12 protein-coding genes are annotated in these 13,471 nt (G+C 61.2%); 9 read left to right on the top strand and 3 right to left on the bottom strand.

Annotated elements, in window-relative coordinates:
- Positions 1 to 179 precede the first annotated feature (179 nt).
- The gene (locus tag ACF8FG_RS05885) at positions 180 to 1,310 is read left to right on the top strand and encodes a porin (protein WP_318078579.1); all 1,131 of its coding nucleotides are present in this window, start codon (positions 180 to 182) and stop codon (positions 1,308 to 1,310) included.
- Here ACF8FG_RS05885 and ACF8FG_RS05880 read toward each other — a convergent pair.
- Together ACF8FG_RS05880 and ACF8FG_RS05875 are read right to left on the bottom strand one after the other, a co-directional pair.
- Positions 1,287 to 2,225: a LysR family transcriptional regulator gene (locus ACF8FG_RS05880; RefSeq protein ID WP_010953617.1), complete on the bottom strand. Its 939-nt coding sequence runs from the start codon at positions 2,223 to 2,225 to the stop codon at positions 1,287 to 1,289. The genes ACF8FG_RS05885 and ACF8FG_RS05880 overlap by 24 nt on opposite strands.
- 86 nt (positions 2,226 to 2,311) lie before the next feature.
- A complete protein-coding gene (locus ACF8FG_RS05875; RefSeq protein ID WP_318078575.1) occupies positions 2,312 to 2,812 on the bottom strand; it encodes a peroxiredoxin in 501 nt (166 codons plus the stop codon).
- 231 nt (positions 2,813 to 3,043) lie between these two features.
- Between ACF8FG_RS05875 and ACF8FG_RS05870 the strand changes: the two genes are divergently transcribed.
- The 4 genes from ACF8FG_RS05870 (at position 3,044) to ACF8FG_RS05855 (ending at position 6,651) form a co-directional block, all read left to right on the top strand.
- Positions 3,044 to 4,027 (top strand): DUF1852 domain-containing protein, encoded by a 984-nt coding sequence (locus ACF8FG_RS05870; protein WP_014591363.1) that lies wholly within the window; start codon positions 3,044 to 3,046, stop codon positions 4,025 to 4,027.
- Between the two features lie 26 nt (positions 4,028 to 4,053).
- Complete coding sequence (locus ACF8FG_RS05865) at positions 4,054 to 5,088, top strand: methionine synthase (protein WP_041167017.1); 1,035 nt, start codon at positions 4,054 to 4,056, stop codon at positions 5,086 to 5,088.
- 25 nt (positions 5,089 to 5,113) lie between these two features.
- Complete coding sequence (locus ACF8FG_RS05860) at positions 5,114 to 5,623, top strand: flavin reductase family protein (RefSeq protein ID WP_014591365.1); 510 nt, start codon at positions 5,114 to 5,116, stop codon at positions 5,621 to 5,623.
- Between the two features lie 98 nt (positions 5,624 to 5,721).
- Complete coding sequence (locus tag ACF8FG_RS05855) at positions 5,722 to 6,651, top strand: LysR family transcriptional regulator (RefSeq protein ID WP_014591366.1); 930 nt, start codon at positions 5,722 to 5,724, stop codon at positions 6,649 to 6,651.
- A gap of 66 nt (positions 6,652 to 6,717) precedes the next feature.
- Here ACF8FG_RS05855 and ACF8FG_RS05850 read toward each other — a convergent pair whose 3' ends face one another.
- Positions 6,718 to 7,605, bottom strand: a complete 888-nt coding sequence (locus ACF8FG_RS05850; RefSeq protein WP_014591367.1) for a LysR family transcriptional regulator — start codon at positions 7,603 to 7,605, stop codon at positions 6,718 to 6,720.
- Between the two features lie 95 nt (positions 7,606 to 7,700).
- On the opposite strand from ACF8FG_RS05850, the gene ACF8FG_RS05845 reads away from it, so the two are divergent.
- Genes ACF8FG_RS05845 through ACF8FG_RS05830 form a run of 4 tightly spaced genes read left to right on the top strand, consistent with a single transcriptional unit; the run spans position 7,701 to position 13,470 of the window.
- Complete coding sequence (locus ACF8FG_RS05845) at positions 7,701 to 9,143, top strand: aldehyde dehydrogenase family protein (RefSeq protein ID WP_119713872.1); 1,443 nt, start codon at positions 7,701 to 7,703, stop codon at positions 9,141 to 9,143.
- Between the two features lie 13 nt (positions 9,144 to 9,156).
- A complete protein-coding gene (locus ACF8FG_RS05840) occupies positions 9,157 to 10,143 on the top strand; it encodes a dipeptidase (RefSeq protein WP_019436691.1) in 987 nt (328 codons plus the stop codon).
- A 55-nt stretch (positions 10,144 to 10,198) separates the two neighbouring features.
- Positions 10,199 to 11,749, top strand: a complete 1,551-nt coding sequence (locus ACF8FG_RS05835; protein ID WP_070383836.1) for a BCCT family transporter — start codon at positions 10,199 to 10,201, stop codon at positions 11,747 to 11,749.
- 26 nt (positions 11,750 to 11,775) lie between these two features.
- On the top strand, positions 11,776 to 13,470 hold the full coding sequence (locus ACF8FG_RS05830) for a hypothetical protein (RefSeq protein ID WP_119713874.1): 1,695 nt from the start codon (positions 11,776 to 11,778) through the stop codon (positions 13,468 to 13,470).
- The last annotated feature ends 1 nt before the right edge of the window (position 13,471 follow it).

Here is a 13,471-nt window from a genome sequence, read left to right as displayed (position 1 = left end):
TAGCGCAGCGTTGACGCGGGTACGAAGCCTGTCTAAAGCGGAGGTGCCCGCCAATCCACACGCCGTGCCAGCCCCTGATTAACCAAACGGCATGAGCTGACCGAATAAGCAATCACGCTGCAACGTTCTGTTCACCGACGCTAAAGCCACCACATCACCGTGCTGGCCTGGAGTCGTGAATGAACACTCGCATTACGTCGTTGCTGTTGATGATCCAAGGGGCTTGCCTTGCTTTGCAGGCACAGGCAGAGGGTTTTCCGACGCTCGCGCGGATTGCGCCGGGTTTTGGTTATTACGGGCTGGATTACGGCTTCGATGACACGCTCAAGGTGTACGGCACCGTGGATGCATTCGCCAGCTACCACGACTCACAGCACCACTCGGGTTTCAGGCTGGCTGGTGGCGGCGCCTGGACCAACAAGCTCGGGCTGTACGCACGCAAGGCGCTTACCCCCGATACCGTCGTGGAGCTTGACGTCGAGGAGGGTTTCAACCTCAATGGCGAGGCCCTGGAGGGCACCTGGGATACCGTCGGTACCCTGCGCCTGGCGACAGTCGCCCTGCGCTCGCGCACCCTGGGCAAGCTCGAGTTCGGCAAGACCTACGGCATGGCCACGCCCACCTACGCCGACCCGTTCCTGGCCACCTATGGCTCGCCCTACACCTACCTGGCCCTGCCTGCCGCCGGCAAGGGCGCCTTTTACCTTGACCTGCGCCCCAAGCACACCCTGGCCTACACCAGCCCGACCTTCAGTGGCTTCAGCCTCGGTACCGCGCTGAGCTTCGGCTTCGACGATGCCGCCAGCGCTGGGCGCACCGTGCGTGGCGGTGGCGCCCGGCTGCAATACCGCAACAGCCGGGTGATGTTGCTGGCCTCCTACAACCGGTACTACAGCGACCCATGGGACGACGGCGGCGTTTCACGCCAGACCGCCAACGATTTCAAGAGCCTGTCGGCGTTCTACGATTTCGGCCCGCTGGCCACCAGCCTCACCTGGCAACGTCAGGACGTGGCCCAGGCCGGCACGCCCAGCACCACGCTCTACACCTTCGGCATGATGGCGCCGGTGGCCGAGCTGGACGTGCTGCGCCTGGCGGTGATGCAACGCCAGGTCAGCGCCCGCGACAAGGACGCGTGGGGTGTGATGATCGGCTATGACCACTTCATCAACCCCCGCTGGGCCCTTTATGGACGCCTCGGCATGATCGCCAACCAGCGCGCCTCGTCGGTCACCTACGCCGGGACCCCGGTGGACCAGGCGGGCGATAACCCAAGCAACGTCTCGCTAGGCATGTACTACCACTTCTGACCCCACGGGGCGGGTCTGCTTGAGCACCTGCCCGCGCAAGCTGTGGAACAGCTCCTGGGCAGGCGCCGTGAGGCTGTGGCGGTCAATGCAGACCAGGTTGATGGGGTAATCCGGAATCAACTCCTGCACCGCCATGGCTACGAACTCGCAATCGATACCGTAGGTAAACCCTTGGTCCACCGCCAGTTCGCTGATGGTCATCAACGATTCCGTGTTCTTCAACAGCTTCAGCGCCATCATCACTGAAGTGCATTCAACGGTGTTCTGTGGCACCCGAAGGCCGTTGGCTTCGAACAGTTGGTGAAACTGCGAAGCCTGGTCGGACAACTCGTCCAGGCTGATCCAGGGGGCGTATTGCAAGGTGCGCAGTGACTGGCTGAACTTCTGCCGATTCGAGGCGTGGCAAATCACCCTGCCTTTGATACTGCCCAGTGCCTCCCAATCCAGGCTCAGCCGACTCAGCGGTTGCTGCGAAGTAATGGCAAAGTCCAGGCTGCCATCGCGCAAGCGCTGCAGGATCTGGCTGGGACGCAGGTCGGTGATGGTAATCTTCACCCGCGGGTACTTGCGCCGAAAGGCCAGGATACTTTCATCGACGCCATCGAGCATCGCCGTCAACGACGTCACCCCGATCGACACGGCGCCCAGCGCCGCATCCTGAATGCTCGCCGCTTCGATCTGCAGGCGGCGTATGCTCTCTACCACGAGGTTGGCATGGCGGATGACACGCTTGCCTTCCTCGGTAAGGGCCATGCCTTTGTGCGACCGCTGCAACAGGGTAAACCCCACCTCCCGCTCCAGCTCCTTGATCGAACGGCTCAGCGCGGGCTGAGTAATGTGCATGAGCTTGGAGGCTTCGAGGATGCTGCCTGCGTTATGAATGGCGACCAGCGCCCTGAGTTGGTGAAGTTTCAACCGTCTGTACCTTGTTGTTAGCGGCCGGTTCGAAAGGTGTTCTGGCAGCCCTGACAGCCGTTGTCGGCAAGGCCTGAAAGGTATGGCTAGCGCAACACAGCCAGCATGCTGGCCGCATCGCTGACCTCGAACTTGCCGGGGCTTTCAACCGCAATGTACTGGACTACCTGGTCGTCGACCAACATCGCATACCGTTGCGAGCGCCGCCCCAAACCGCCTGCCGAAAGGTCCTGGGTCAGGCCCAGCGCCTCGCTGAATTCGCCATTGCCATCGCCGATCATCTTGACCGCATCCCCGACCTGCAAGCTGTTGCCCCAGGCGTTCATGACAAAGGCATCGTTCACCGAGACGCACAGGATTTCGTCAATGCCAGCCGCAAACAACGCAGGGGCCGCCGCGACATAACCGGGAACATGACGTTCAGAGCACGTCGGCGTGAACGCGCCCGGCAACGCGAAGATCAGCACCTTCTTGTGCTTGCAACGCTCGCGAATGGAAAAGGCCTTGGGGCCGATCGCGCAGGCACCTGCGTCGTTGTTGTATTGATAAAGGGTAACGTCGGGCAGTTGATCGCCGGTTTTGATCATCGCTGTCTCCTGGGTGAGGTGAAGGCCAGGCAGCCATGATGCCGCAGTCGACCAGGCAACGCATCATGAGCAGGGCTAAAAAACCTGTGAAATAACTTCAATATCATTCATGCAGCGCCCCGCCTAGGATACGCCTCAATCAAACACATCAAGATTACGGTGTGAACGATTCAGCCTACGCAACTGACCAGCACTGGATCGCTCACACTCAGGCACCTGGAAGTCATAACCATGGATAAAGCGCCAACATTCACCGTCAAGCGCATTGCGTTCGACGAACATTATCTCCCTGCCGAAAATACCCGCATCACGACCAACTTCGCCAATTTGGCACGGGGTGCAAACCGCCAGCAGAACCTGCGCAATACCCTGACGATGATCAATAACCGTTTCAATGCGCTGGCGCAATGGGACAACCCCGAACATGATCGTTACCGTGTAGAGCTGGACATCATATCGGTGGAAATGAACCTTGAAAGCGCGCAGTACGGCAATGCCCTGCCGCTGATCGAAATATTGAAAACTTATATTGTCGACCGCAAAAACAATACTCGCCTCGAAGGCATGGTAGGCAACAACTTCTCCTCGTACGTGCGCGATTACGACTTCAGCGTACTGTTACTGGAGCATAACAAGCATCGGTCGACCTTCAGCATTCCCGATCATTTCGGCGAGCTGCACGGCAACCTGTTCAAGTGTTTCGTCAACTCGCCAACCTACCAGGAGCACTTCAGCAAACCACCGGTTATCTGCCTGAGCGTATCGAGCAGCAGGACTTACCTACGCACCGAAAATCAGCACCCTGTGCTAGGGGTTGAATACCAGCAGGATGAGTACTCGCTGACGGATGAATACTTCAAGAAAATGGGCTTGAAGGTGCGCTATTTCATGCCGCCGAACAGCGTCGCCCCGTTGGCGTTTTATTTTGCCGGCGACTTGCTGGCTGACTACACCGACCTTGAACTGATCAGCACCATCAGCACCATGGACACCTTTCAGAAAATCTACCGACCCGAGATCTACAACGCCAACTCTCCTGCAGGCAAGGCCTACCAGCCCAGCCTGAAGAACCAGGACTACTCGCTCACGCGCATTGTCTACGACCGGGAAGAGCGCAGCCGCCTGGCGATCGAGCAGGGCAAGTTTGCCGAGGAGCAATTTGTCAAACCCTACCAGGCCACGCTGGCGCAATGGTCCGCTCAATACGCACGTTGAACATTCAAAGCACAAGGTCACTGTTCATGAACACATTGCTACCCACCTCCACGGCCGGCAGCCTGCCTAAACCCGCCTGGCTTGCTCAACCCGAAACACTTTGGTCACCGTGGAAGTTGCAAGACGAGCAACTGATTGAAGGCAAACAGGATGCCTTGCGCCTGGCCTTGCAAGAACAACAACACGCCGGTATCGACATCGTCAGTGACGGCGAGCAAACCCGGCAGCACTTTGTCACCACGTTTATCGAGCACCTCAGCGGCGTTGATTTCGAACAACGGAAAACCGTCAGAATCCGTGATCGCTATGATGCAAGCGTACCGACGGTTATGGGTGCTGTCGCTCGACAAAAGCCGGTGTTTGTCGAAGATGCCAAGTTCCTCCGCCAGCACACCACACAGCCGATAAAGTGGGCGCTGCCCGGCCCCATGACCATGATCGACACACTGTATGACAACCACTACAAAAGCCGCGAGAAACTGGCCTGGGAGTTCGCCAAGATTCTCAACCAGGAAGCCAGAGAGCTGGAAGCCGCGGGCGTGGACATCATTCAGTTCGACGAACCGGCATTCAATGTTTTCTTTGACGATGTGAATGACTGGGGCGTGGCTACCCTCGAAAGGGCCATCGAGGGCCTAAAGTGCGAAACGGCCGTCCATATTTGCTATGGCTATGGCATCAAAGCCAACACCGACTGGAAAAAGACCCTCGGTTCAGAATGGCGGCAATATGAACAGGCCTTCCCCAAACTGCAGCAGTCCAGCATCGATATCATTTCGCTGGAATGCCATAACTCGCATGTTCCGATGGACCTGCTCGAGCTGATTCGCGGCAAGAAGGTCATGGTCGGCGCCATCGATGTGGCCACCCATGCCATTGAAACACCCGAAGAGGTCGCCGCCACCCTGCGCAAGGCACTGCAATTCGTCGATGCCGACAAGCTCTACCCTTGCACCAACTGCGGCATGGCACCCCTGCCTCGCCAGGTAGCCAGCGGCAAGCTCAAGGCGTTGAGTGCAGGCGCGGCAATTGTCCGCCAGGAACTCGCTAACGCACGCTGAAATGAATGCAGCCACAGGACCTACCATGTTGCTTTCCGGTACGGCGATCGAGCCGTCGACTTTTCGCCAGGCACTCGGGCACTACGCATCCGGCATCACGGTGATTACATCGCATCTTGAGAGCGAGCCGATCGGTTTCACCTGCCAGTCGTTCTATAGCGTGTCGATGAGCCCGCCGCTGGTGTCATTCAGTGTGATGTCCAGTTCGGCCAGCTACCCGAAGATTCGCCAGGCTGGCCGCTTCACGGTCAACATCCTGTCAGGTGAACAGGTCAGCATTTCCAACCAGTTTGCCCGGCGCGGCGCCAACAAGTGGCAGGGCGTCGAATGGCAAGCATCGCCGTTGGGCAACCCGATCATTGCCGGCAGCCTGCATTGGCTTGATTGCGAAATTCACGCCGAACATGCCGCCGGGGACCACCTGATCGTGATTGGCGAAGTCAAAGCGTTGAACCTGCAGGCAACTGCTGCCACGCAGCCGCTGCTGTATTTCAAGGGGCAGTATTGCAACCTCGCCGCGCATGACGCGGCTTGAGCCTCACTCCACTCACGGAAAACCCAGCAAAGGAATTGCCAGGATCACGCGGCAGTGAAGAAAGCCCGCCATTACTGCGTTGATCCGCCATTTTACTCATGATCGATTTACGCCACCTGCGAACCCTCCACGCGCTGCGTGAAACCGACAGCCTGCAGGAGGCCGCCGAGCGCCTGCACCTGACACAATCAGCCCTGTCGCACCAGTTCCGCGATATGGAAGAGCGCATCGGCATGCCACTGTTCGTGCGCAAATCCAGGCCGGTGCGCTTCACCAGCGCCGGGCTGAAGCTGCTGCAACTGGCCGATCAGGTGCTGCCTCAGATCCGCAATACCGAACGGGACCTGGGCAAACTGGCCGGGGGCTGCGCCGGACGGCTGCACATCGCCATCGAGTGCCACAGCTGCTACCAGTGGTTGATGCCTTCAGTGGATGAGTTCCGCGGCGCCTGGCCTGAGGTGGAACTGGACCTCGCCTCCGGTTTTTCCTTCGCACCACTGCCAGCCCTGGAGCGCGGCGACCTGGACCTGGTGGTGACCTCCGACCCGGTGACACTGCCAGGTATCAGCTACGTGCCGTTGTTCAGCTACGAGGCGCTGCTGGCCATCGACAACCACCACGCCATGCGCCACAAGCCGTATCTGGAGCCCGCCGATATCGCCAGCCAGACACTGATCACCTACCCGATCGAACGCACCCGTCTGGACATCTTCACCCGCTTCCTCGACCTCGCCGACATCGAGCCCGCACAGGTACGTACTTCAGAACTGACCGTGATGATGATGCAACTGGTTGCGTCCGGGCGAGGCGTGTGCTGCCTGCCCAACTGGGCCGTGCACGAATACAGTTCGCGCGGCTATGTAACCGCCAAGCGCCTTGGCGAGCACGGCCTACAGGCAAACCTCTATGCTGCGCTGCGCAGTGACATGCTGGAGGTGCCGTACGTGCGTGATTTCTTGCTCACGGCCAAGGACATCTCGTTCACCACGCTGGCAGGTGTCAGCGTGGCGTCAGGCCCGGTTCTCTGAAAGCCGGGCGTGCGTTGGCGAACCTCAGTGCCGGCCATGGCGCGCCATGCCCCTACCGCCAACGAATCAGCCAGCCTTCGCCAACTGCACTTGCAGAAACGCCATCAGTGCCCCCGCCACAGGTGACAGGCTGCGCCCTTTGCGGGTGAGCATGCCGATATGCCGTTCTACCCTGGGCTCCTCAAGGGGTACGAACGCCAGTTTGTCGTTCTCCTGCGGAAAAGCGAGGTACGGCAAGGTACTGATCCCTACCCCCTCCTCCAGCATGGCGATCAACGAAATCATGTTGGAAATGAACAGCCGGCTATCGGCCAGCAAACCCTCGGCCTCGGTACCCGCCAGCAATTGCGAGGTACCGTTGCGGATCATCGGCACGCCCAACAACTGCGCCCAATGCAGCCGCCCCCCCGCCTGCGCCAGCGGGTGGTCGCTGCGGCACACCACGCCAACCTGATCATTCACGATGGGGGCGAAGTCGAGCTGATCATCGTCCACCCACAGGCTGCTGATGCCGAAATCCACCTGCCCTTGAGCGAGCAACTGCTGCACACGTTCGGCCGTGCCGTCCTGAATGCTGACCTGCACATTGGGGTGCGCGGCCACGAAGCGGGCCAGCGGCCCTGGCAGCATTCGGCTGGCCACAGAAGGCACGGTGGCGATGCTGACCTGGCCGATTTCATGCCGGGCAAACAGCATGGCTTCACGCGCAATACGGTCATGGTGCTCGATCAAGCCACGAAACAACGGGAGGCAATGCTCGCCAAATGGCGTCAGCTCTACCCGGCCACCGCCCTTTTCGACCAATGCCTGCCCCAGCTTCTGCTCCAGTTCACGCAGGGCCAGGGATATCGCAGGCTGGGTGCGAAAGGCCTGGCGGGCGGCCGCGTGGAAACTCTTGAGTTCGGCGACCAGTACGAAGTAACGCAACTGGGCGATTTTCAGCTCGGGCAACATGGTTAGCATTCCTTATCAAAGCATTTTTTTTATTAATTTTTATTTGCTGCATATTGCTCGCATCATGAATGCCATGCAAACGGAGGCGTTCATCCATGTCACACAAGACCTACAACAACTACATCGATGGCCAGTGGTGTGAAGGCCACGCCACTTTGGGCAACTACAGCCCCTCGGACACTGGCGACCTGATCGGCCAGTACCATCAGGCCAGCGCCGAACAGGCCCGCCAGGCCATCCAGGCCGCGCGCGCCGCTCAACCCCTGTGGGCCGCCAGTGGTCTGGAAAACCGCCAGCAAGTGCTGATGGCCATCGGCGACGAGCTGATCGCCCGCAAGGAAGAGCTCGGCGAACTGCTGTCGCGAGAAGAAGGCAAACCCTTGGCCGAAGGCATCGGCGAGGTCAACCGCAGTGGCCAGTTCTTCCATTACTACGCCGCCGAAGTGCTGCGCCAGATGGGCGAGACTGCCGCCTCGGTGCGCCCTGGGGTCGACATCGAAGTGCATCGCGAACCGGTGGGTGTGGTGGGCATCATTACCCCCTGGAACTTCCCCATGGCCACCGCCGCCTGGAAAATCGCCCCGGCCCTGGCCTTCGGCAACGCCGTGGTGTTCAAGCCGGCCAACCTGGTGCCGGCCAGTGCCTGGGCGCTCACCGAGATCATCAGCCGTCAGGGCCTGCCCAGCGGCACCTTCAACCTGGTGATGGGCAGCGGTGCCGACGTCGGCGAGGCCCTGATCCAGTCCGCCGAGATCGATGCCCTGACGTTCACCGGTTCTCTGCAGACGGGCCGACGCGTAGCGGTGGCCACCGCCGGTAACCTGGTGCGCTGCCAGCTGGAAATGGGTAGCAAGAATGCCCTGGTGGTCATGGACGACGCCGACCTCGAACTGGCCGTGGAATGCGCGCTCAACGGGGCCTTCTTCGGCACCGGGCAGAAATGCACCGCGTCGTCACGGCTGATCGTCTGCGACGGCATCCACGACCGCTTCGTCGAGGCGCTGCGCCTGCGTATGCGCCAGCTCAAGGTTGGCCATGCACTGGAGGCTAGCGTACAGATCGGCCCGGTAGCTGACGCGCGCCAGCTGGAACAGAACCTGGCCTACCTGCAACTGGCCCAGGCCGAAGGCGCCACCCTGATCGAAGGTGGCGAACGCCTGCAACTGGCCTGCGATGGCTACTACATGCGCCCTGCCTTGTTCATCAACAGCCGCAACGACATGCGCATCAACCGCGAGGAAGTGTTCGGCCCCATCGCCTGCGTTATCCGCGTGCGCGATTTTGAAGAGGCGCTGACCACGCTCAACGATACCGAGTACGGCCTCACAGCCGGGATCATCACACAGTCGCTGCGCCACGCCAGCCACTTCAAGCGCCGCGCCCAGACCGGCTGCGTGATGGTCAACCTGCCCACCGCCGGCACCGACTACCACGTGCCATTCGGGGGCCGTAAAGCCTCGAGTTTCGGCCCGCGGGAACAGGGGCAATACGCTCGCGACTTCTACACCGTGGTCAAGACCACCTACCTGCGGCCCTGAAGGAATACATGCCATGCACGACCTCTTGATGATCGACGGCCTGCAGTACTCCAACTGGAGCCAGGAAATATTCCAGCAGATGCAGGCCGGTGGCCTGAGCGCGGTGCACGCCACCATCGCCTACCACGAAAACGCCCGCGAAACCCTGTCGCGCCTGGGCGAGTGGAACCGCCGCTTCGAAACATGGCCCGAGCTGATCCGCCCGGTACGCACGGCCAGCGACATCCGCCTGGCCCACGAGGAGGGCCGGGTAGGCATCTTCTTCGGCTTCCAGAACTGCTCGCCGATCGAGGACGACATTGCCCTGGTGGAGGTTTTCCGCCAGCTCGGGGTGTTCGTCATGCAACTGACCTACAACAACCAAAGCCTGCTGGCCAGCGGCTGCTATGAGCGCGAGGACAACGGCATCAGCCGCTTCGGCCGCCAGGTGATCGCCGAAATGAACCGCGTCGGCATGCTCATCGACATGTCTCACAGCGCCGAGCGAAGCACGCTTGAGGCCATCGAACTGTCCAGCCGACCGGTGATCATCTCCCACGCCAACCCTGCCAGCTTCCACGCCGCCAAGCGCAACAAGTCCGATGCGGTGCTACGCGGGATCGCAGAGTCCGGCGGGCTGCTGGGTTTCAGCACCTACCCGTTCCACCTCAAGGGTGCCTCGGACTGTAGCCTGGAAAGTTTCTGCGACATGGTCGCGCGCACCGCCGACCTGATGGGTGTGGAGCACATCGGCATCGGCACCGACCTGTGCCAGGCGCAACCCTTGTCTGTGCTGGAATGGATGCGCAACGGCCGCTGGAGCAAGGACAAGGACTACGGCGAAGGCTCCAGGGACAACGCCAACTGGCCGGCGCCCTTGCAGTGGTTCCGCGACAGCCGCGACTTCCGCAACATTGCCCAGGGCCTGCGCGCCCGCGGCTTTGCCGAGCAAGACGTGGGCAACATCATGGGGCTGAACTGGTTGCGCCTACTGGAGACCGCCACCACGGCACAGGCCTGACCCCCTTGCACGGACAGCACCAACAATAAAAACAATCGCAGGTTCCGGAGGTTTCATGAAAAACCCAACCACCTTGCAGGCCGACGGCCAAGCCATGGGCGTGCCTATGGCACGCGATATCGACTGGCCGTTGTTCCTGATCAGCGGCGGATTCCTCGGCGCCTTCCTGCTGGCGGCGCTGATCGACATCGACACCGTGTCGGCGCTGGTCAATACCCTGTTCGCCTGGTCGACAAAGGCCTTTGGCCTCTATTGGCAAGTGCTGATGCTGGCAACCTTCGCGGTCAGCCTGTTCATCGGGTTTTCCAGATGCGGGCGTGTACGCCTGGGCGGGGTCACCCAGCGCCCAGACGTCAGCACCTTCAACTGGATCGCAGTGATCATGTGCGCCTTGCTGGCAGGTGGTGGCGCCTTCTGGGCCGCTGCCGAACCCTTGATGCACTTTGCCAGCCCGCCGCCCTTCTTCGCCGGCCTGCAACCGCACAGCGAAGCGGCGGCCACCGCGGCACTGGCGCAATCGTTCGTGCACTGGGGCTTCCTGGCCTGGGCCGTGCTGGGTAGCCTGCTGGCGATCGTGCTGATGCACCTGCATTACGATAAAGGCCTTCCGCTGGCGCCGCGCACCCTGCTTTACCCCCTGTTCGGCCAGCGAGCGCTCAAGGGCCCGATCGGCACCTTGGCCGACGCTGCCTCGATCATCGCGGTAGTGGCCGGCACCATCGGTCCGATCGGTTTCCTTGGCCTGCAGATCAGCAGCGCCATGCACGCGGTGTGGGGGTTGCCCAACACTATCGTCACCCAGTCGCTGACCATTGTCCTGGTCACCGCGATGTACACTGTCTCGTGCCTGGTGGGCCTCAAAGGCATCCGCTTTGTCAGCGAGATCAACGTCTGGTTGATGATCGGCCTGGCACTGTTCATGGTGGTATTCGGACCGACGCTGTTCATCCTCGGCGGTTTCCCGGCGGCCTTTGCCCTGCACGTGGAGCACTTCATCCCCCTGACGATGTTCCGCGCCGACCCCAAATGGCTGGACTGGTGGACGGTGTTCTACTGGGGCTGGTTCATCGGCTACGCGCCCATGGTGGCACTGTACGTCGCGCGGATCTCGCGGGGCCGCACCATCCGCGAGATCATCATGACGCTGTCGATCATCGCACCGCTGGTGACCATGTTCTGGTTCACCGTGGTAGGCGGTACCGGGATCGGCCTGGAGCTGCAAACGCCAGGCAGCGTCACCGCCCATGGCGCCAAGCCTGAAGACCTGTTGCTGGGAGTGACGCAGAACCTGCCACTGGGTGGCCTTGTCAGCGCGCTGTTCCTGTTCCTGAGTTTCATCTCGGTGGCCACCAATGGCGACGCCATGGCCTTCACCGTGGCGCTGGCGATGTCCAGCGACGATAAACCGAAGAAGTGGTTGCGCGGTTTCTGGGCAATCGGCATGGGCCTGGCGGCGGTGGTGCTGATCACCATTGGCGCAGGCGGTGTGACGGCCCTGCAATCCTTCATTGTCATCACCGCGGTGCCGGTGTCGCTGGTGATCCTGCCAGCGCTGTGGGATGCCGTGCGCATCGCTCGACACATGGCCCGTGAACAAGGCGTCTGAACATGATCCATCCAGGTACAACAACAATGCCCAACAGCGTGCCTGCAATACCCGCGTTGCGCCCTGCCAGCCAAGTCATGGACCTGGCCCGGCTGGGTAGCCACTTCCAGAGCCCGCTAAGCTTCGTGCGCAGCAGCATGCGGCGGATGATGCAGCAGCGCTGGCAAATCCGGCGCAGCTGTTTCGACCTTGATGGCCAAGGCTTCGGCACTGCGATCTACCGCATCGAAACGCCAAACGGCCATTACCACTGCGTGATCTTCTCGGCCTACCTGCCGCCGGAAAAGCGCAGCGATCGGGTCATCGCCGACCAGTGGGACGTCAGCTTCGTGCTGGTGGCCGGCGATGTCGACTCGGCACAGCTGGCCGACCTGCAACGCAACGTGCCGCTGCAGGAAGCCGGCCGCTTCGATGCACGCGTGCTGGTGTTGTCGCGGGCCAACCGTAGCTTGCGCAATTTCGACCGGTTTCTGGCGGCGCTGGCAGAAGGACGCCAGCCCGATCCACAGCAACTGGCTGAAGTCGGCTACCTGTATCGCACCACAGCGGTTTACGGTAACGGCAAGTTCGGCATCGCCGATTTTGGTTGCCTGCAAGATAACCCGGACTTCAACCAGCCGTTCAGCGCACAGATGTTCACCGTCTACCTGCTGCGTCACTTCAGCATCGAGCAGATCAACCACATGGCCCGGGCACTCGCACCGCAACGGGCAGTGCAACTGGCCCCGGCGCTACAGCGCTACCTGGGGGTCGGCAACGCGACCGGACTGGGAATGGCCCCTTTTCTGATCAACCACCCTCAACTGGTGGAGCACTGGATCAGTACGCGGGAAACGGCCCTGGCCCTGGTGCTGGCGCAGTCGGCGGAGCCCGCCCCGCTGGCGCGCCTGCAGCAATTGCTGGCGCGCGCCCAGTTGCACCTGAGCCAGTCCCGGACCGAAGACCAGCGCCAGCATGAGCAGAACCTGCAAACCTTGGCCGAGCTTGCTTTACTGGCCACCTGGCTTGGCACGCAAGCCGACGGCGCGGGCCTTTGGCCGCGCCTGCTAGCCTGGGCGCAATTACATACGGGGGTGGGCTGCCAGGAGCTTCTGGTCAGCCTGCTGCTGGAGCTGTACCCCGAGCAGGTCACGCCCCTGGCCGAGCACATGGGGGTCAACGAAAGCTGGCAGCTGGACGCCCAGATGCCCCTTGGGCACCTGCGCCAGCTCATCGAGCAGCAGTATGGCTGGGCGTTGCGCTACGACTTCAGTGCTGCCGATGCGGAGCACTTCTTCTGGTACCGCTCAGCTGAAAAAGAAGAGCCGCGCCTGGGCATTCGCGCAGAGGAGCCAGGGGCCGAAAAAGAAATGCAGCTGGGTATTGCCCGCAATATCCAGCAGTGCCATAGCGCGCTGCTGGAACACCTGCAACTGCAGCCTCAGGCGTTGACCGCTCACTTCCTGATCGCCCAACCGATGTTCAAGGGTACGGTACGCCGCCTGCAAGGCATGGCAAAAACAAACTTCGGTGAAATCCGTGCCAATCTGCTGGCCCGGGACATGCTGCCGATTCACCTGCTGCGCTGCAAACTGGCATTTTTCGGCGCGGGGAAATTCGACCCCAAGTCAAGCCGCTGGGTGCGTATCACGCTGTTCCAGGGCGCGCCGCTGGTCAGCGACATCGGTCAGCCGTTCGCAGACGACTGGAATTTCGCAGTCATGCCGCAAAGGGAGTTTTGAC

Source organism: Pseudomonas sp. YQ_6 (genome assembly GCF_043103245.1).
Lineage (GTDB): Bacteria > Pseudomonadota > Gammaproteobacteria > Pseudomonadales > Pseudomonadaceae > Aquipseudomonas > Aquipseudomonas alloputida.
This window is presented reverse-complemented; position numbering and strand designations above follow the sequence as displayed.